The sequence below is a fragment of the Hymenobacter artigasi genome, assembly GCF_012275535.1.
Taxonomy (GTDB): Bacteria; Bacteroidota; Bacteroidia; order Cytophagales; family Hymenobacteraceae; genus Hymenobacter; species Hymenobacter artigasi.
Genome location: NZ_JAAVTK010000004.1, coordinates 235542 through 254527 on the forward strand (window position 1 = coordinate 235542; position 18986 = coordinate 254527).

The following is an 18986-nucleotide window of genomic DNA, read 5'->3' on the forward strand; positions in this document are numbered from 1 at the left end:
TTGTATGGTTACCCAATTCGTTCTTCGCACCGACAAGAAAGACAGCGTGGGCCGGTGCCCCGTGCACCTGGTGGTTTATCTTGATGGGGTTCGCCTCAAATGTGCCACCGGGGAGAAATGCAAGCCGGCGGACTGGAACGCGACCCGGCAGGAATTCCGCAAATCGTATCCGCTGCCGGATGATGCCAACGCCCTGCTGGCTCGGCTGACCAAAGATGCCCTGGCGTGGTGGCGGAAGCTGCGGGCCGAAGGGGAGGCCTCGACGCTGGCTGGGCTGCGGGTAGCGCTGCGGCCAGCCCCGGTGCCCGAGGCGGCGGTGGTCGAGCAGGAGTCGGTGACGGTGTGGTATGACGACTACCGCAAGTCGATGCTGGCGTGGGGCTATGCCAAGGAAACGTTGCGGCACCACCTGGTGACGCGGAGTTGGATGGTAGGCTTTAAGAAATGGGCCGGGGTGCTGCTGGACCCGACCACCTACAGTCTGGAGCTGCATGACCGGCTGATGGTGATGTGCCGAAGCTGTACATGGCGGCCGATGACTTGCGGAAGCTGGAAATGGCCATGCTGCCGGCAATTTTAGTAGCGACGCGGGATGTTTTTCTGCTTTGTTGTTATTTGTGGATGCGCTACTCAGAATTGGCCGCCCTGCACCCGGGGCCACCTGCACGAGTGGAATGGCGGGCGGCAGCGGCGGCGGATGTTGAGTAAGATGCGGGCGTGGATGAGCAACTATTTGACGACAGCGGCTCTGGCCACCATTAATAAGTAGGCCGATGTGGAACGGATAAAGCTGATATCCGAATCAGGTGTCGAATAGTATCCCGTGTGCAAGTCCAGCGTGCAACCCAACCCCAATGGGTAGACAAGTCAAAATCTGCTAACGACTGCATAAACGCTGCCATACATAAAAATATACAATAATATCTTTTATGCAGAATGCTCAGGCTACCTTTGCGAGGTATTGCGTGCCCTTCGGAAGTAATTGTCAAACAGCATAATTACTTCCGAAGGGCACGTTTTGCATGGGTCCTTACCGAGGAAGAAAATTTTCGCACGAATTATGAAACACTTATTTACCCCAATAGCCCTTGGGGCAGCTTTGTGTGCTTCCCCGGCCGCTGCTCAGGACTTGACCAACGCCGGGTCCACCATCACGGTGCAGGCCGGGGCCACGCTCTACGTGAGCACCGGCGGCCTCACCAACCAAGCCGGCGGCACCCTAACGAACGCCGGCACCCTGCGTGTAGACGGTCCTATAATCAACCCAGGCACCCTGGACCTGAGCACGGGGGCGCTGGAAGTGAAGGGCGATTTCGCCAACACCGGCACGCTGCTGCCCGGCACCAGCGCCGTCACCTTCAGCGGGGTGGCTAACCAGTTACTGACCCCCGGCGGGGCCACCCTTTACCAGGTGCTGGTGAGCAAGCCCACGGTCGGGGCCAACACCCTGCGCCTGGCCGGTGACCTCAACGTGAGCAACCTGCTCAGCCTGAGCAATGGTCTGGTCAATACCACAAACGGCGGCAACATCTACACCCTGCTGCTGCCCAACACGGCCTCCCTCGCCGGCGAGGCCACTGGACGCTACGTACTGGGCAGCCTCGAAATCACCCGCTCGGGCTTGAGCGGGGCGGTGGACTTTGGCCACGGGGCCGTGCTTGACCCCACCACCAACAACCTGGGCACGGTCGTCATTACGCGGGTAGCCGGCCTGCTGACGGATGACGTGAGCCGGGGCGTGAATTTCGGTAATACCAGCTACAAGGGTATCGACCGCCTCTGGACCATCAGCCCGGCCAGCCAGCCCAGCGCTGCCGTGCAGCTTACTCTGAGCTGGCTGGCCGACAACGACAACGGCATCGCCGACTTTACGCAGGCCCGCGTCTTTCAGCAAAGCGCGGCCGGTCAGCCCTGGGCCGTGCGCGGCCCGGTGGCCAACGCCAGCAGCCGCAGCATTTCGATGAGCCCGACCACGCTCAGTCGTTTCACGGTGAGCAACGCGGCCAACCCGCTGCCCGTGACGCTGGTGGACTTCACGGCCGTGGCCGAGGGGCCCGCCGCCGCCCGTCTGCGCTGGGCTACGGCTTCGGAGCTGAACAACGCCGGCTTTACGGTGGAGCGCAGCCTGGATGCCCGCGTATTTCAGGGAATTGGCACGGTTGCCGGGGCGGGCACCAGCTCCGTGCGCCACGACTACACGCTGCTTGATACAAAACTGCCAGCTGGCGCGACGCTGCTCTACTATCGCCTGCGGCAGACTGATTTGAGCGGGACGTTCACCTACTCGCCGGTGCGCGCCGTGGCCCTGGCCCCGCAGGCTGCGGGCTTTGTGGTGTACCCGACCAAGGTGCCCGTGGGACAGCCCGCGACCTACCTCTACACTGGCCCGGCGGAGGCCGGCACCCTTCAAGTGCTCGACCTGCTGGGCCGGGTGGTGCGCACCCTGGCCTTGGACGGCCGTGCCCACGGCGCCGTACCGCTCGCCAACCTGGTCAGCGGGGCTTATTTCCTGCGCTACACTACGGCCACGGCCCGCTTTGACAGCCGCTGCGTGGTGGAGTAGCCCGGCCTTCTTATCTCAATTGACTCATTTCTTTCTCTTTTTTTCGTGAAGAATCGTTTTACTAATCTGCGTCGGGGCCTGGCCCTGGCAACTTTACTGGCAGCTGTTAGTCTGTCGGCCCCGGCCCAAAGCGTGGGCATCGGCACCACTGCCCCCGATGCCTCGGCGGCGCTGGAGGTGCAATCGACCACCCAGGGACTGCTTCCGCCCCGGCTCACCGCAGCCCAGCGTGCGGCCATCGTGGCCCCGGCCGCGGGCCTGCAGGTGTTTCAGGTCGATGGCACGCCCGGCGTGTACGTGTTCAGCGGCGCGTATTGGCTGAACCTCACCACCGGCCGCGAACCCACCCTTACCGGCGTGGGCATCGTGCCCAACACCGGCACCTTCGCTGGCGACTACGGCACTCCTTCGTCTCCACCCACGTCCGGATACAGCGACCTCGGCAGGGGCCTCTTCTCGGACCCCACCGGGGTGGCCGTGGACGGACGCGGGCAGCTTTACGTGGCCGACCGGGGCAACCAGCGCATCCGCCAGATTGACCTGGCCACTGGCGCGGTGAGCACCCTGGCCGGCAGCGGTACGGCTGGCTTTGCCGACGGCGTGGGCACCGCCGCGGCCTTCAGCGACCCCACGGGCGTGGCCTACGGCAACGGCTCGGTGTACGTGGCCGACCGGGGCAACCGCCGCATCCGCCAGATTGACCTGGCCACCGGCGCGGTGAGTACCCTGGCCGGCAGCGGCGCATCGGGAACGGCCGACGGCGTGGGCGCGGCCGCCACCTTCTCAGGTCCCACGGGCGTGGCCTACGCCAACGGCATGGTGTTCGTGGCCGACAACCGGCTCATCCGCCAGGTGGCGGTGGCTACCGGCGTGGTGAGCACCCCGGCCGGCAGCGGTACGGCCGGCTTTGCCGACGGTGTGGGCGCGGCCGCCCGATTCAACGGGGCCGCTGGCGTTGCGGCCAATGCCAACGGCAGCGTCGTGTACGTGACCGACCTGGGCAACCGGCGCATCCGCAAGCTGGTGGTGGCCACCCGCACCGTAACTACCCTGGCCGGCACTGGCGCTACGGGCGGCCTCGACGGTGCCGGCGCGGTGGCCACTTTCGGTACACCGATGGGCGTGGCCCTGGCCAACGACGGCAACATCTATGTGGCCGACCGGAGCAGCTACAGCATCCGGCGCGTGGCGATGGACACCGGCGCGGTTAGTACGCTGTATCAATTCGACACCCGGCCTGCCAATTTGCAGATGCCTAACGGCGTGGCCGTTGATGCCAGCGGCGCCGCCTACGTAGCCCTCGCCGAGCACCTCATCAGGATGCTGAAGTGAGAGCCCGCCCGGGCGGGTGGGGTGTGCGGGCAGTTGAACCGGCTAATGGGCGAGGCCCCGCCACCGCCCATGCGCCCGCTGGTAGCGGCCTGCCCTTGCCGATACCAAGAAGCCCGAGTCGTGTGGTTGGGGCTTCGGTGCGGGGGCCTTTGGGGTTGGAAACAAGTGTGTTTATGCGGTACTCTTACTACTGCTCAGTAACTACCTGCGCCCAGCTTCATGCGGGAGTTAACAGTTGCGCAGGTGGGCTTGGTAGAGAGAGGGCTTGCTTCTGTCAAAAGACCTTCAGCAGCCGCTCGTACTTTTTGCGGCCCTGCTTTGTGAGGCCGGGGGCCGGCTTTACCTCGAACTGCCACACCTCGGGCATTTGCTTTAACCGCTTGATGCGCGGTTTCTGCACCCCGATGATAATAAATCGTGCCGCGCCTAATAAGAGCGTATCCAAATAGGGATTAAATTTGCGCATGGCGACTTTGCGCATGGCGACTTTGCGCATGGCGACGACCCAAGAGTTTAGCATTTCAGACACGCTATGGGCCCAGCTAGAGCCGTTGTTATCCGTTTAAGTGCCCAAGCCTCACCCGTTGGGCCGCCACCGGCAGCGTATTGCCGACCGGCAGGTGCTGAACGCCATTTTCTTTGTGTTGCGCACGGGCTGCCAATGGAAAGGCTTGGATGCAACGGGTTTGTGCAAGGGCTCGACGGCGCATAGCCGCTTCCAGGAATGGGTGCAGGCGGGGGTTTTTGCGCGTCTCTGGGGCGAGGCCTTGCAGGATTATGACGACTTGATGGGCTGAACTTCGCCTAGATGGCCCTCAACGGTTCGCTGCACAAAGCGCCGTTGGGTGGAAAAAAAACGGGCCCCAACCCCACGGACCGCGGCAAAGGCGGCGTCAAGCGCAGCCTCTTGACCGAAGCCCGGGGCATCCCGGTGGGGCTGGTGCTGGAGGGGGCGAACCGGCACGACATGAAGTTGACGGAAAGCACCTTGCGTAGCTTGCCCCCCGCCGCCGAAGCCGCCCGTGACGCCCAACGGGCCGCCGGTAGCGAGCAGGGCCTGTGCCTGGACGCGGGCTACGATAACGCCCAGGTGCGTGACGTCGTGGCCGAGCTTGGGTACACGGCCCACATCCGGCCGCGCGGCGAAGAAGTTCAGGCCAAACAAGCTGGCCAGAAAGCCCGGCGCTGGGTCGTGGAACGTACCCACTCTTGGCTCAACTGCTTCCGCCACCTGCTCATCCGCCGGGCCAAAAAGCCCGAAAACTACCTCGCCATGCTGCATTTTGCCTGTGCCCGAATAACCTGGTACAATTGCCTATTTGGATAGCCTCTAAGTCAGAATACAGAGCGGCCTAGCGGTCGTAGTCGTACTGCTCAATGGTGGCGACGAAATGGGCGTAGTCCTAGGCGCTGGTGGTTTTGAAGTCCACGAATACCACACGGCCGGTTTTCGCCCAAGAGGGGTCCCCTGGTAATCATCAGGTCGGGGCGCACTTTCACGGTGAGGCTGGTGGCTTCGTGGGTGGCGGTGTGGGTCCGCTCGGCCAGGCCCCGGTAAAGCAGGTCCCGGCAGAAGCGTTGGCGTCTCACGGTGGCGGCTAGTTCTTCAATCTGAGCCCACGGGACGTTTTGGGCTAATAAACTAAGTCCGTCCAGTGAATGAGCTGGCCCATGAAAGGCAGGCCGTAGTAGCCGTCCAGGAATTGTAGCAGCAGCCCAGGCGATTTGAACCCGTCGCGGTGAATGAACTCGGTGAGTTCCGGTGGAGACAGTTGGCGGCCGTTTATTTCGATTACCGGGGTTCCGTGCCTTACTTCCACTCGAATGTCCTGAACGTTCTGCGCTACTCCGTCGGGCCAGAACTTACGCATGTCGTCCTGCCCCACGTTCACGTAAAATTCAATCGGCTGGCCGGCGCTCCAGCGGTTGCCGAAGCGGATGGTGTGGACTTTCACGCCCGTAGTGATTAGCGGAATAAAATCGGTTTGAAATCCTAAAATCATGCTATTGAAGTAGGGGCGGTACCGCCACCCTGACCATCGGGGGCGGGCGGTGTAATGAATTTTAGCGGAGTATTGCCACCGGTTACCCAAAATAATAGCCGTCAGGTCACCAGTTAGCGTAGGCGATTCATGGACCCGAATCAAACGCCCCAAAATCCGGAAGAGCAAGCCGCTCCCGACGACCACCTGCTCGAAGACCTGGTTGCCGCCACCAGTCTTTTCAACCCTGCTCAAATCTGGCAGCGCGAAGTCGAGCTGGAAGCATTGGATGAGCAGGCAGACACTGGCACCGATAATGCAGAGCGCACCGAACCTCCGATAGTCTAACGCATAAAGCCCGCTCAAACGTCATTCGGCCCGTCGGAACACATTGTTGCGACGGGCCGAATGACGTTTATCCAGAGGCGCTCCGGCTGCTATTTCGGCCGCCAGGTGAAGCACAGGCCCGTGCCGCCCGCCGGGGTCCACATGGGCATGAAGCTGGTGTCGCCGATGCCGCGGCCCGTGGGCTTGTGGCCCCAGCGGTTGCGGTGGGTGAGGTAGGCCACGTGAGCCGAGAGAATGCCGAAGCCCGCCCCGGCCACCACGTCCGACTCCCAGTGCTTGTTGTTTATCATGCGGAAGGCCGCCACGCTCGTAGCCAGCGTGTAAGCCCCGATGCCGTACCACTGGCTTTTGTCGCGGAACTCGGTGTGCACAATGCTGGCGGCCAGAAAGGCCTGCGCCGTGTGCCCCGAAGGAAACGACAGGGTATTGGAGCCATCGGGCCGCTCAATGCGCGTCAGCGTTTTCACCACATACACCGAGGAAAGCATAATCAGCTCACTCTTTACGATGACAAGCCCGAGGTTTATCCGGTCACTGCGCGACTCCACGCCGGCCAGCAGCACCACGGGAATCTCCAGGTAGGGCGCCCATTGCAGGAAGTCATCAATGTGGTTGGTGTAGTCGCCAAACGTGTGGCGAATGTCACTCTTGGCATCGTAGGAGCTGTAAAAGCCATTGCCGTTGATGGTGCTGATGCCGTAGCCAATCAGCACTGCCGGCACAATGCTGGCCCGAAACCCTTTGCTTTTGAAAAACGACTTTTTAACCGGTGAGGACACCCCGGCGGGGTTCTGGTACTTGTGCGTGGTATCGGCCGGCGCAGGGGTGGCCAGCGGCACTTGCGCGGCCGCCAGCTGCGGTGCCGATGCCAGCGGCAGGAGCAGGGCCGCCGAAAGGAGATAACGGGAAATCATAGAAATGGAGCTTTAAAAGGCGAAGAAACGGCAGGTAGCTGTAATCGCAGTGAATTTCCTGGGTTGAACCCACCGGGAGCGGGCCCGCTGCTCAGGGGGTATGCCGAGACTCCGCTCGCGTAGCCGAAGCAGTAAATGAACCAGCTTATTCTGATTTCTTTCGGTATGCCCCGATACGCGCCGTGGGGCTGTTGAGTAATTTGAGGTGTTATCATCTGACATCACGCGCAGGATGACGCACCGGGTATGCCGCTAAATGACGTGTGAAGCTGCCTAAATCGGGGTTGGCTGCGTAAGTACCTTTTGTCAGGGCATCAAGCCCGACATCACCACTCTTTTGCGAATCTGCTTCATGCGCTTTATCCCTCGTTTTACCTTCCTTTGCCTGTTTGCGCTGGCTACAGTTTTCACCTCTGGCTGCGGCTATATCCGCTACCTCATCCCCCTCAATCCCACGGCCAAAACGGTAACCACGCCGCCCACCCATGCCGCCTGGGATAGCCAGCTGAAAAAATACGTCAACAACCAGGGATTGGTCGATTACAAAGCGTGGCAGGGCGACAGCCTCGCGCTCAATGCTTATCTGCAGGACCTGTCTGCGCACCTGCCCAGTAAGAGCTGGACTTCCACGGACGAACTGGCCTACTGGATAAACGCCTACAATGCCTTCACCGTGCAGCGCATTCTGCGCGGCTACCCGGTGAAGAGCATCAAGGACCTGGGCGGCACCAAAATCTTCGTCGATACGCCCTGGGACCAGCATTTTATCAAGCTCGGCGGCAAAGATTATTCCCTCAACGACATCGAGCACCGCATCATCCGCAAGAACTTTAAGGACAACCGCATCCATGTGGCGCTGGTGTGTGCGGCCATGTCGTGCCCCCGCCTGCGCAACGAAGCCTATGTCGGTCCGCGCCTGGATGCGCAGCTCGATGAGCAGGGCCGCGACTTCGTGAACAACCCCGCCAAAAACAAGCTGACGCCCGCCGATAAGCCGCAGCTCTCCTCCATTTTCAGCTTCTACCCCAAGGACTTTACCAAAAACGGCAGCACTTCCATCCAGGATTTCGTGAACCGCTACGCCACGCAAAAAATCAAGCCCGATGCGCCCCTGACCTACCTGAAGTATGACTGGGGCCTCAACGAGCAGAAATAAGCCCGTACTTTTGCCCGCTTCCCGGCGGCCGCTCCTCATGGGTAGCGGCCGCTTTTTTTATCCCTCATTTTGACAGCTCTCTTGGACGTAATCGCCACCACCGCCCGCTTTATCGAAGACAAGTTTGCCAACGAAGGCAGTGGGCACGACTGGGCGCACATCCGCCGCGTCTGGCTGATGGCCCGCCGCCTCGCCGCCGCTCATCCCGAGGCCGACGCGCTGGTGACCGAGCTAGCCGCCCTGCTCCACGACATCGCCGACTGGAAATTCCACGGCGGCGACTACGAAGCCGGCCCCCGCGCCGCCCGCGCCTGGCTGCACAGTCAGCAGGTAGCCGATGAAGTTATCGCGCGCGTCGAAACCGTCATTCGGGAGGTTTCCTTCAAAGGCTCGGGCGTAGCCACGCCGGTTTCGAGCATCGAAGCGGCCCTGGTGCAGGACGCCGACCGGCTCGATGCCATCGGGGCCATTGGCATTGCGCGGGCGTTTGCCTACGGTGGGCACGCCGGCCGCTCGCTGCACGACCCGGCCATTGCCCCGGTGGTGCACGACAGTTTTGCCAGCTACCAGAAGAATACAGCCCCCACGCTCAACCACTTCTACGAAAAGCTCTTCCACCTTCAGGACCGGCTGAACACGGACGGCGCCCGCGCCGTGGCCCGTGGGCGCCATGCGTTTATGGAAGCCTACGTGGCCCGCTTTCTGGCCGAGTGGGACGGCGAGGACTAAAACCGGCCACCGGCGTTTGGCCCAATGCGGGCTGTTGCCGCCTTTCCCATGCGTTACCTTTGCCCGATGAAGCTGCTTTTTCGCTCGATATTCTGTTTGCTGCTCGTGGCCTTAGCCAGTTGCCGTACCTGTCCCATCGAATCGTGCCATGTGCGCAAGGTGCACCTGCACAGCGGGGTAAAGTACCGGGGCCAGCCGCTCTGGAAGAAGCAGAACCCCGCCATCGGCGAGAAAATCAAGACCACGAATTCCAAGCCGGCGCAGCACGACAACGACCGCAGCAAGTCCATCCGCTAGGCCGGTGGCGGCGGTGGGAGTGAAGGCCCTCGTTTGGTGGTTTTGAGGGTTGGCGCCGGCCGCCGGCATCCTTCCAATTGTTGCCTCAGTAAGTCTATAAAAGGCCGCAGCGCTTGCCGTTGCGGCCTTTTTATTGTATCTTCGCACGTACATAAAGAACCATTCACCCTGCGGCTGAAAACCACCTTATTTGGGTTTTTTCAAGCCGCCTATCAACCCCCTCAATGGCGGAAGGCGAAAAAATCATTCCGATTAACATCGAAGACGAGATGCGGGGCGCCTACATCGATTACTCGATGTCGGTTATCATCTCCCGGGCCCTGCCCGATGTCCGCGACGGCCTGAAGCCCGTGCACCGGCGCGTGCTCTACGGCATGAGCGAACTGGGCGTGGGCTACAATAAATCCTACAAAAAATCGGCCCGTATCGTGGGCGAAGTGCTGGGTAAATACCACCCGCACGGCGACTCGTCGGTGTACGACACCATGGTGCGCATGGCTCAGGACTGGAGCCTGCGCTACCCATTGGTAGACGGCCAGGGCAACTTCGGCTCCGTTGATGGTGACTCGCCGGCGGCTATGCGTTACACCGAAGCGCGCCTTAAGCGCCTTTCGGACGAAATGCTCGGCGACCTGGACAAGGACACCGTCGATTTCCAGCCCAACTTCGACGACTCGCTCGAAGAGCCCAGCGTAATGCCCGCCAAGTTCCCCAACCTGCTGGTGAACGGCACGACGGGCATTGCTGTGGGCATGGCCACCAACATGGCCCCGCACAACATGACGGAAGTCGTGAGCGGCATCATTGCCTACCTCGAAAACCCCGACATCACGGTGGCCGAGCTCATGCAGTACGTTACGGCGCCCGACTTCCCCACCGGTGGCATCATCTACGGCTACGAGGGCGTGAAGCAGGCGTTTGAAACCGGCCGTGGCCGCGTCGTAATGCGCGCCAAAGCCTCGTTCGAAACCTCCAAAACCGGCAAAGAGCAAATCGTCGTCACCGAGATTCCCTACATGGTGAACAAGGCGTCGATGATTGAGAAAACGGCCGCGCTCATCAACGACAAGAAGATTGAGGGCATTTCGGACATGCGCGACGAGTCGGACCGCGACGGCATGCGCATCGTCTACGACCTGAAGCGCGACGCCATGCCCAGCGTGGTGCTCAACAACCTTTACAAGTACACCCAGCTGCAAAGCTCCTTCGGCGTCAACAACGTGTGCCTGGTGAAAGGCCGCCCGATGACGCTGAACCTCCAGCAGCTCATCCAGTACTTTGTCGAGCATCGCGCCGAAGTTATTGTGCGCCGCACGCGCTACGAGCTGGCCGAGGCCCAGAAGCGGGCCCACATTCTCGAAGGCCTGCTCATCGCTCTCGACCATCTCGACGAGGTAATCGCCCTCATCCGCAGCTCGCGTGACCCCGAGGTGGCCCGTGGCCAGCTCATCTCGCGTTTCGCGCTGAGCGAAGTGCAGGCCCGCGCCATTCTGGACATGCGCCTGCAGCGCCTCACCGGCTTGGAGCGCGACAAAATCGTGGCCGAATACAACGAGCTGATGAAGCTGGTTGACTACCTGAAGTCGGTGCTCGAATCGGAAGTATTGCAGCGCGGCATCATCAAAACAGAGCTTCTCGATATCCGGGAGCGCTACGGCGATGCCCGCCGCACGGAAATCAATTACATCGGTGGTGATTTCTCGACCGAAGACATGATTGCCGACGAGGCCATGGTCATCACCATTTCGCGCGAAGGCTATATCAAGCGCACCAACCTCGACGAATACCGGGCCCAGGGCCGCGGCGGGGCCGGTTCGCGTGGGGCTATCTCCAAGAAGGACGACTTTACGGAGCATCTTTTCGTGGCCACCACCCACGAGTACTTGTTGTTCTTCACCGAGCTTGGCCGCGTGTTCTGGCTCAAGGTGTATGAAGTACCGGAAGGAGGGAAGGCCACCAAAGGCCTGCCCCTGCAAAACCTCATCGAGATTCCGCGCGAAGACAAAGTGCGTTCCGTACTCAATGTGCGGGGCCTCAAAGACCCGGATTACCTCGAAAACACCTTCCTGATGTTCTGCACTGAGCAGGGCACCGTGAAGAAAACCCCCCTCGAAGCATACTCGCGCCCACGTACGGCTGGCATCAACGCCATTACCATCAACGAAGGCGACCGCATTCTCGATGTTCAGCTGCTCGCGCCGAACTCAGAAGTAGTGCTCGCGCTCCGTTCCGGCCGTGCCGTTCGCTTCAACGAAGGCAAGGTTCGCTCGATGGGCCGGGCCGCCGCCGGTGTGCGCGGCATCAGCCTGTCCGACACGCCCGGCGACCGGGTTGTGGGCATGGTCTGCCTCGCCGACCCCACCCAGGAACTACTGGTGGTGACTGAGCATGGCTACGGCAAGCGCAGCTCGCTCGATGAGTACCGCGTGACCAACCGGGGCGGCAAAGGCGTCCGGGCCATGAAAATTACCGAAAAAACGGGTAATCTGGTGGCCATCAAGGACGTTAATGATACTGACGACCTGATGATTATCAACAAGTCCGGTATTACCATCCGCCTTCGCATGAGCGATTTGCGCACGATTGGCCGGGCCACGCAAGGCGTGCGGTTGATTAAAATCAGCGCCAACGATGAAATTTCTTCGGTAGCCAAAGTTGCCGCCGAAGAAAAGGAGGAAGAAACCGAAGCCGTGCTCGTCACGACCACCGAAGAAGGTGGGGCGCAGGTTGTAGTAGCCCTTCATGGTGCTGAAAACGAAGCGCTTGACGATGATGCCGACGAGGCTGACGAAACCGACGATGAGTTGGAAGACGACAGCGACGATGAAGCAGATTCGGAAGATGAACCCGAATCCGACGACTTGGCATAATTGCTGAAGTAGGAGCGGGGCGGTCCATTTGGTCCGCCCCGTTTATTTTTGACGAACCCAAGGCCACAACCCATCGTTTCCGGTTTCGGGCCTTACCCCAAAAAATCACTTTTTTTCATTTTTCCCGCCGTTATCAAGTCGGGTGACTTTTACTCAGACTTGAATCCCGGCCAATTCCCGAACTCATGAAGAAGACCTTTCTGACGATTGCCGTCGCCGTTGCTTTGGCCGGTGGGTTGCCCTCGCTGGCTTTCGCCCAAACTTCAGCCGTCACCAACGCCATTCTGAACCAGCGTTCCGGCTTGTTGGATAAAGCCCGCACGGACATTGATAAAGCCATTGTAAACGAGAAAACCAGCGGCAAAGCCAAAACCTGGTTTACCCGTGGTCAAGTTTACGAAGGCATGCTGGAAAGCCCCATCTACGGCAAACAGTTGCAGCCAGGCGAGGGCCTCCAGAAATCGTATGAGTCTTATAACAAGACCATTGAGCTGGATACAAAGGATGGCGAATTCGGCAAGCAAGCTGTTGCCAGAATGGACGGGCTCTACGGCCGGGCATTTAACGATGCCGTGAACAGCTACAACGAGAAGAGCTACGACAAAGCCATTGAGAGCTATAAGCTAGCTTCCAGAATTAAGCCACAGGATACCACTGCAGTGCTGTACTCGGCGTATGCCTCGGAAGCCAAGCAGGATTTCGCGGGTGCCAAAGCGAGCTATAACCAACTGCTGGGCATGAACTACAAGTCGGTGACGTTGTATTCGCGCTTGCTTCAAATGGCCAAGCAGCAGAACGATAATGCCGAAGCTGCTAAAGTAGTGCAGCAGGCTCTGGTAGCTTACCCCAACAATAAATCCTTTATGCTGGAGGATTTGAACATGTCGCTCGCCAGTGGTAAAGGGGAAGATGCCCTTGCCAAAATCAATAAGGCCATCATTGCCGACCCCGGTAATTCGAACCTTTATGCAGTTCGTGGTTCTATGTATGACCAGCAAAAGAAAAACGAACTGGCTGTTGCTGATTACAAGAAAGCCGTTGAGTTGGAGCCCAACAATTTCGATGCCCAGTTCAACCTTGGTGTATACAATTACAACAAGGCAGCTGACGCATACACCAAGGCCAGTAAAATGGACCTGAAAACGTATCAGGCTTCGGGCAAGAAATTTGAAACTGAAGGTAAAAAATATTTTGAAGCTTCAGTTCCATATTTTGAGAAAGCACTTCAGTTGCAGCCCGATGACCGCAATACGCTGGTTTCCCTGCAGAAAGTTTATTTCCGCTTAGGCCGTAATGCCGATTCGGAGAAGCTTAATGCAAAGCTTAAGACCCTGACGAAGTAGGGGCTGGGGTTGCTATTAGGATGACTGAAAAGGCCCGCACTCAAGCGGGCCTTTTCTTTTTTGAATATGCTACTTAACATAATATAAATTATAAGACAAAATATATGGTGTGGTTTTTTCTTGCTTTAAAAGGCTCGCTAACGTTTCACTAGCCTAAGTGACTTTTGTTTTGATAGGGTTTTATGAAGAATGCTCGGCAGTTGGTTTCATTAATAGATTCTACTCTGAGTAGATTCTATCTTCAATTGTACAGTAGATTGGGTTTTCTTTTATTTGGTTACTTGCTTTCCTTATTTCTTTTTGCGGCGGTGGTCCAGGTCTTTTATTTGCAGGAACTGACCCTGCTTGCTGTAATAGATATCGAGCAGGCTGTGGTACGTACACCAGATGCCTTGGCTGTCGTCCTGGGCACCGAGCCGGTGGCTTCCCACTCGGCTTGCAGCGCCTTCAGCCTGCCGGAGCTGACTTTGGTTTCGGCTATGAGTTCTGTTGGTTCCGTTTTGTTGCTCTAGTTTCCTTTGTTGCGGATGGTTTATGCCTGTTGGTTTATTAGTTCATTTCGTTGGGTGTCTAAGCTGCAAGTCCATCATCAGTTGCTCTATTAATGGGTACTGTTAGCTGTACTAAAGATATGGACACGTTTGGGTTGGATTTGTCCTTAGACTTAAGACTTGTTGTTGACTTTGTGCCGCACTGTATATCATTGCACTTTGTACACTGATGGCTAAGAGTCAGAGTGTACTGAAAAGATAATTTAAATAAGTACAAGATAGTAGAAAATATTGAGCATTTTATGTACTTATAATTACTTTAATAACATGCTCCTCTCCTATTATCTTTTATACTATGTGTATTTCGTTATGTAACTGATTCATTTACTAGGTTATGAGCGTATGGGTGCATTATATCAAAAAAAAGTTTCTTAAGTTTCTGAGCTCCTAACGACACTATTGAAACAGAGAAGTTTATATTTCGTATATACTACGACTCCATGTACTGTATGTCGTGGAGAGCATACTGACACAAGTTTCTCGACAAAAGCCTATAAAAGTATAAAATATTTCTCGTTTTGTACTTTTATTGACTAGTTTTGTTAAGCCGCTAACTTCCCCTACACCACAATATGCCAAAACTGATAGACTACCCAAGAACGAGCTACACAGGCGCCTGGGAACTAGCCGAGATTACCGATGACACGGGCGGAAAATGCACGATAGAAAACGCGGCAAGAAAACTGAACAGAAAAGTCAGTGGGTCATTCAAAGCCATAATCGGCTCCGCAGTAAAGTTTGGACTCATAACCAGCAAACGCGAACTGCTAACTACAACGACGCTGTTCAAACGAATTAAGCATGCTTATGACAAGCAGGAAGAATTAACCTTCCACCGCGAAGCATTCCTTACCCCACCCCTATTCACGCAAATCTGCCGCAAATTCCGCTCACGGGAATTGCCAGTACAAATGCTGGATGTGATGCTAATCCGAGAGTTTGGCGTGGAAGAAATAAATGCACCGGGAGTAGCCAAAGCATTTGTGGACGGCTGCCGCATGGTAGGTATTCTCGATGAACGGAACATCATCGCCGATATCGATGCTTTTAAAGCAGCACAGGGTTCCAGACGTGAGTTAGCTAGCCCGCAGCCGCAAACCAACGTGTTCCGAGGCTTACCAGAAATAGACAATCTGGTATCCCAGAAACAGCCTAACGGAGAATCAGATTTGAACACTGCAGCTACGGATGATGCAGTCGCATTGCAAAACGTTAAGAAATCAAGCGTAACACCAGACGGGACCCCCATTGGTAAAAACAACAGCCAAGAAAACACAGATGCAGTTGCCAGTCTGTTTGGCTTCTTTGAGACAACGCCAAGACAGGAAGCAGCCCTCAAAGTAGAAAAGCTGGAAGCACCTGATGAGATGCGCAAAAATGTGCACCACCAATCATCAGAAGCCCACGTAACACCTCCAATAGCCACCTTCCCGGTTACCGACCACAGGGAGTACCAATTACAGGTTAGCGGCCCTGGAATAAACACAGTGCTCTCAATTACAGAGGAAGAAGACGTCGCCATCGCCATCGCACTGCTGGAGAAAATACGACGGCAGCTAAAAAACTAAAAGCTGGAAGGGTCCGAATCGCAGACGATGCAATTCGGACCCTTCCAGCTTAAGAAATGATAAAGAAGACAGATTAATTAATCAGCAGTTTCGATATACTACTGGAATTGGTTGTTTCAATCTTGATGATATAAAGTCCTTTACTCAATTGGCTAATATCTAGCTTATTCTGACCATTTAATAACCCGGTAAGCAACACCTCTTTGCCTTGTAAGTTTCTGATGCTAACGGTGCAGCCCGAGCCTCCCGAATCAATTGTCAGGTAGTCACTAGCGGGATTCGGGTAGAAACGGATTCCATTCGCTGCGGGGGTTGCAGCTGTGGCCAGAATTGCGCAGGGTTGTGCAAGCGTTTGGTCTAAGTAGCTCAGCCGGCCCTGCAACCAGGTGGACATATAGGTAAGCTGAGTGGTATCTTTCGTAAAATCAGACCAGACTAACTGCTCCCGCTCGTAAACACTATTCGATTCCAAATACGAATGGTTGGCTTCAAGTAGCCCCATAATGTGCGGCTCGGTAATAATACTTGCGCGCAGCTGTACCCACCGATTCGTTAGGGTGGCCCGAAACCCTCCCGGGGAGCAATCCTGAAGTAGCCGGTCATAAAAACCGTTGCTCAGAAGACCGGTGGTAGCTGGGTCCAACGCAATCCAGTTCAGGCCCATAACGTTGTCCAAGTCCCAGGGCACGTAATAATAGGGTTCGCCTTGCTTATACTTGGCGATGTAAAGATTCTTGCCCGTATTATCGGTAGCTCGCAACAAGTTCATGAAGATGTAATAATCAACTGCACTTGCCAGGTTAAACCGCTGCTTATACGTTTGGTAGAAAACCGCGTCCGAACTATTCTCAACAAAGTCAACGAAATTGTAGAGCAAGGACCAGCTCACCTGCTCCTCAGGGTGCATGTATTCAAACCCACCCCACGTTTCATTGGTGTTTGAAAAAGGTGGAAGCGTATCGAAAGTAACCGCGCCACCCCAGTCGAATCCTTTGTACAGTTCGCCGGTAATGCCGTTGTTGTATTTCTTAAGCTTAAGCTGCTTGCGGTCTATGCGCTCACTAAGCGCGTACACGCCTTTGTATTCGTCGTTAACGAATACTTCCGCGTAGGAGATTGCAATACCATTTTTGGCATCCGGCTCTGCCGCTTTGTAATAAATGGTGTGAATCTCCTGCCAAAGCTCATTAGCCGCCTTACTCCGAATCCGCATCGGCTCATGAGCCATGGCCTGAAGGTTCCACTTATTATCGGTGCGCATGCCCAGAAACTTCATATCCCGGGAAGTAACGCCCGTGGTATCGGCCCAGAAACTGAGTTCGTAGGATTTCTTCGGATAACCTTGCGAAGACCCTCCCCTTACCTCAACGCCCATATTGGCCGACGAGTACCGGCCACTCGACTCGGCCATGGAAAACTGAGCAAACACACTGGGACTGTCGACAATCGGACTGCGGGCAGCAATATGGATGACCGGCAGCTGCGAAAAATACACGGTATATGTAAGTCCAGCCGACTGCGCCTGGTACGATTCATCGGTGTGGACGGCGAGCGTCGGTTGAACCAGACTGTATGCTTTGTCAAGCAGCAGGGTGCTTTTACTGGCCGTGCCCTGGGCATTGAGTTCGGCCAGATTCTGATTGACAATAATCAACCTTTGTTTTTGGTCGATGTGGTACAAATGCGGGGCGACTGAAATAGTGTCGCCGGCAACGGCTTGAAAGGTAGCGAGTGAAAAGATTAAAGCGGGCAGAAACGACACTCGTGGACGAGCGGAAAAAGGTCGCATAAACGGGTTTGGTTAGAAGTGGTAGATAAATTAAGTCCCGCAGTCATTTCAGGAAAGGAAAGTGCGGGCTTGGTCGAGCGAAAAGGGCTGTTTGCCGTGGAAAACAAGCAGCTGATAGTTAAAGCAAAGGCAGCTACTGGTTCTAAGTTGGAAACAGCGCTGAAGTAAGGGTAATTTTATTTCGATAAAAACGGTCTGAACACCTGTTTATAAAAGGTCATAAATAACCTGGTGAATACCTTTCTATCTGGTATTTCAAGCATCGGCCGGCAGTAGCAGCACGGCCATTTTTGTTAATTGTAACTAATGAGGCTGCGAAATAAGTATAGAACGACTATACGACTTTCGATTCTACTGGAATTCTGCGTTTTTCTTTAATCATTATAATTATGCATCCGTTCAGTACTATGCTTCAGCATTCCCGGCTGCTATGTTTCAGCAGTGCCGTTGCGCTGCTGCTAATGGCTGGGGCGCACCGGAGCAATGCCCAACGGTTCGCGGCCATTGGGGACTATGGGTTTGCCGGCAACGCAGAGCGCGACGTGGCGCAGCTCGTCAAAGGATGGGACCCGGATTTTATCATCACCCTGGGCGATAATAATTATGATGCGGGCGATTCGGCCACAATTGACCAAAACATTGGCCAGTACTACCACAGCTACATTGGCCAGTACCGGGGGCGCTATGGACCGAGTGCTTCCACCAACCGCTTCTTTCCGTCCCTGGGCAACCACGATTACTACACGCGCAATGGCGAGGCATACAAAGACTATTTCACCCTGCCCGGCAACGGACGCTACTATGACTTTGTGCGCGGCGACGTGCACTTTTTTGCGCTCAACAGCGACCCGGCCGAGCCCGATGGCATCAGTGCCACCTCGGTGCAGGCTAAATGGCTAAAAGCCCGGTTAGAAGCCTCGTCGAGCCGTTGGAATGTTGTTTACCTGCACCATGCCCCCTACTCTTCGGGAGCCCATGGCAACACGGTCGCTCTGCAATGGCCCTTCAGCCAATGGGGAGCCTCCGTGGTGCTGGCAGGACACGACCATCACTACGAACGGCTTTTGGTGGATAAAATGCCCTACGTAGTGAATGGCCTGGGTGGCCGCAGCATTTACCGCGTAAACATGCAGCGCCTACCCGAGAGCAAAGCCACGTTCAACGCGGACTTTGGGGCCATGCTCATCAAAGCAAACGCCGATAGCCTCTCCCTGCAATTCTATACCCGCCGCCAGGTGCTGGTGGACACCTACGTGCTCTACCCCGCCCTGAGCACGGTGCCCACCCTGTTTCCCGTGAGTCCCAATCCCTTCGAGGAAAGCACGAAAGTAGTGTTCTCGCTACCCAGCGCGGCCACCGTTCAATTACGGGTGCTGAACGCCATGGGCCAGGAAGTGACCCGCCTATATGATGGCCCCGCCGCCGCCGGCTGGCATCGGCTCACGTGGTCGCGCAATGCTTTGGCACCGGGGGCCTACTACCTGCAGCTGTTGGGAGCCGGCAAGCCACAGGTAACGCGGGTAGCCATTTTATAGGCCTTCTGC

At 56.7% G+C, this 18986-nt stretch carries 17 protein-coding genes and 1 pseudogene; 13 read left to right on the plus strand and 5 right to left on the minus strand.

Annotated features, from left to right (window positions below; genetic code table 11):
• Positions 1-4: 4 nt before the first annotated feature.
• From HBN54_RS09190 to HBN54_RS09200, 3 genes are all read left to right on the plus strand, one after another.
• A complete protein-coding gene (locus tag HBN54_RS09190; RefSeq protein WP_168672896.1) occupies positions 5-580 on the plus strand; it encodes an Arm DNA-binding domain-containing protein in 576 nt (191 codons plus the stop codon).
• A gap of 480 nt (positions 581-1060) precedes the next feature.
• Positions 1061-2563, plus strand: a complete 1503-nt coding sequence (locus HBN54_RS09195; protein ID WP_168672897.1) for a T9SS type A sorting domain-containing protein — start codon at positions 1061-1063, stop codon at positions 2561-2563.
• 45 nt (positions 2564-2608) lie between these two features.
• Positions 2609-3895 (plus strand): NHL repeat-containing protein, encoded by a 1287-nt coding sequence (locus HBN54_RS09200; protein WP_168672898.1) that lies wholly within the window; start codon positions 2609-2611, stop codon positions 3893-3895.
• Positions 3896-4169: 274 nt separating this feature from the next.
• Here HBN54_RS09200 and HBN54_RS09205 read toward each other — a convergent pair whose 3' ends face one another.
• Complete coding sequence (locus HBN54_RS09205) at positions 4170-4391, minus strand: hypothetical protein (RefSeq protein WP_210427996.1); 222 nt, start codon at positions 4389-4391, stop codon at positions 4170-4172.
• Positions 4392-4461: 70 nt separating this feature from the next.
• On the opposite strand from HBN54_RS09205, the pseudogene HBN54_RS09210 reads away from it, so the two are divergent.
• Positions 4462-5222, plus strand: a pseudogene (locus HBN54_RS09210) (IS5 family transposase).
• Positions 5223-5269: 47 nt separating this feature from the next.
• Here the strand turns inward: HBN54_RS09210 and HBN54_RS23225 are convergent.
• Both HBN54_RS23225 and HBN54_RS09215 read right to left on the minus strand, forming a co-directional pair.
• Positions 5270-5485, minus strand: a complete 216-nt coding sequence (locus tag HBN54_RS23225; protein WP_210427997.1) for a hypothetical protein — start codon at positions 5483-5485, stop codon at positions 5270-5272.
• 44 nt (positions 5486-5529) lie between these two features.
• The gene (locus HBN54_RS09215) at positions 5530-5898 is read right to left on the minus strand and encodes a hypothetical protein (RefSeq protein ID WP_168672899.1); all 369 of its coding nucleotides are present in this window, start codon (positions 5896-5898) and stop codon (positions 5530-5532) included.
• A gap of 129 nt (positions 5899-6027) precedes the next feature.
• On the opposite strand from HBN54_RS09215, the gene HBN54_RS09220 reads away from it, so the two are divergent.
• Positions 6028-6225 (plus strand): hypothetical protein, encoded by a 198-nt coding sequence (locus tag HBN54_RS09220; protein WP_168672900.1) that lies wholly within the window; start codon positions 6028-6030, stop codon positions 6223-6225.
• Positions 6226-6314: 89 nt separating this feature from the next.
• On the opposite strand, the gene HBN54_RS23230 is transcribed toward HBN54_RS09220, so the two are convergent.
• Positions 6315-7139: a phosphatase PAP2 family protein gene (locus HBN54_RS23230; RefSeq protein WP_210427998.1), complete on the minus strand. Its 825-nt coding sequence runs from the start codon at positions 7137-7139 to the stop codon at positions 6315-6317.
• 352 nt (positions 7140-7491) lie between these two features.
• On the opposite strand from HBN54_RS23230, the gene HBN54_RS09230 reads away from it, so the two are divergent.
• The 7 genes from HBN54_RS09230 (at position 7492) to HBN54_RS09260 (ending at position 15653) form a co-directional block, all read left to right on the plus strand.
• Positions 7492-8295, plus strand: coding sequence for a DUF547 domain-containing protein (locus HBN54_RS09230; RefSeq protein WP_168672901.1), 804 nt, complete (start codon positions 7492-7494; stop codon positions 8293-8295).
• Positions 8296-8364: 69 nt separating this feature from the next.
• Positions 8365-9024: an HD domain-containing protein gene (locus tag HBN54_RS09235; RefSeq protein WP_235955455.1), complete on the plus strand. Its 660-nt coding sequence runs from the start codon at positions 8365-8367 to the stop codon at positions 9022-9024.
• Between the two features lie 66 nt (positions 9025-9090).
• Positions 9091-9321, plus strand: a complete 231-nt coding sequence (locus HBN54_RS09240) for a hypothetical protein (protein WP_168672902.1) — start codon at positions 9091-9093, stop codon at positions 9319-9321.
• 224 nt (positions 9322-9545) lie between these two features.
• Positions 9546-12191 (plus strand): DNA gyrase subunit A, encoded by a 2646-nt coding sequence (gene gyrA, locus HBN54_RS09245; protein ID WP_168672903.1) that lies wholly within the window; start codon positions 9546-9548, stop codon positions 12189-12191.
• A gap of 185 nt (positions 12192-12376) precedes the next feature.
• Positions 12377-13534, plus strand: a complete 1158-nt coding sequence (locus tag HBN54_RS09250) for a tetratricopeptide repeat protein (RefSeq protein ID WP_168672904.1) — start codon at positions 12377-12379, stop codon at positions 13532-13534.
• Between the two features lie 257 nt (positions 13535-13791).
• Positions 13792-14046: a hypothetical protein gene (locus HBN54_RS09255; protein WP_168672905.1), complete on the plus strand. Its 255-nt coding sequence runs from the start codon at positions 13792-13794 to the stop codon at positions 14044-14046.
• Positions 14047-14657: 611 nt separating this feature from the next.
• A complete protein-coding gene (locus HBN54_RS09260; RefSeq protein WP_168672906.1) occupies positions 14658-15653 on the plus strand; it encodes a hypothetical protein in 996 nt (331 codons plus the stop codon).
• A 73-nt stretch (positions 15654-15726) separates the two neighbouring features.
• On the opposite strand, the gene HBN54_RS09265 is transcribed toward HBN54_RS09260, so the two are convergent.
• Positions 15727-17442 carry a CotH kinase family protein gene (locus tag HBN54_RS09265; protein ID WP_168672907.1) on the minus strand — a complete coding sequence of 572 codons (1716 nt, stop codon included), beginning with the start codon at positions 17440-17442 and terminating at the stop codon, positions 15727-15729.
• Between the two features lie 407 nt (positions 17443-17849).
• On the opposite strand from HBN54_RS09265, the gene HBN54_RS09270 reads away from it, so the two are divergent.
• On the plus strand, positions 17850-18977 hold the full coding sequence (locus HBN54_RS09270) for a metallophosphoesterase (protein ID WP_168672908.1): 1128 nt from the start codon (positions 17850-17852) through the stop codon (positions 18975-18977).
• Positions 18978-18986 lie beyond the last annotated feature (9 nt).

Coding starts and splice junctions, on each gene's coding strand:
- HBN54_RS09240 (WP_168672902.1), top strand. CDS start 9,091: ATGAAGCTGCTTTTTCGCTCGATATTCTGTTTGCTGCTCGTGGCCTTA.
- HBN54_RS09205 (WP_210427996.1), bottom strand. CDS start 4,391: ATGCGCAAAGTCGCCATGCGCAAAGTCGCCATGCGCAAATTTAATCCC.
- HBN54_RS09230 (WP_168672901.1), top strand. CDS start 7,492: ATGCGCTTTATCCCTCGTTTTACCTTCCTTTGCCTGTTTGCGCTGGCT.
- HBN54_RS09265 (WP_168672907.1), bottom strand. CDS start 17,442: ATGCGACCTTTTTCCGCTCGTCCACGAGTGTCGTTTCTGCCCGCTTTA.
- HBN54_RS09215 (WP_168672899.1), bottom strand. CDS start 5,898: ATGATTTTAGGATTTCAAACCGATTTTATTCCGCTAATCACTACGGGC.
- HBN54_RS09195 (WP_168672897.1), top strand. CDS start 1,061: ATGAAACACTTATTTACCCCAATAGCCCTTGGGGCAGCTTTGTGTGCT.
- HBN54_RS09190 (WP_168672896.1), top strand. CDS start 5: ATGGTTACCCAATTCGTTCTTCGCACCGACAAGAAAGACAGCGTGGGC.
- HBN54_RS09220 (WP_168672900.1), top strand. CDS start 6,028: ATGGACCCGAATCAAACGCCCCAAAATCCGGAAGAGCAAGCCGCTCCC.
- HBN54_RS09260 (WP_168672906.1), top strand. CDS start 14,658: ATGCCAAAACTGATAGACTACCCAAGAACGAGCTACACAGGCGCCTGG.
- HBN54_RS09270 (WP_168672908.1), top strand. CDS start 17,850: ATGCTTCAGCATTCCCGGCTGCTATGTTTCAGCAGTGCCGTTGCGCTG.
- HBN54_RS09250 (WP_168672904.1), top strand. CDS start 12,377: ATGAAGAAGACCTTTCTGACGATTGCCGTCGCCGTTGCTTTGGCCGGT.
- gyrA (WP_168672903.1), top strand. CDS start 9,546: ATGGCGGAAGGCGAAAAAATCATTCCGATTAACATCGAAGACGAGATG.
- HBN54_RS23230 (WP_210427998.1), bottom strand. CDS start 7,139: ATGATTTCCCGTTATCTCCTTTCGGCGGCCCTGCTCCTGCCGCTGGCA.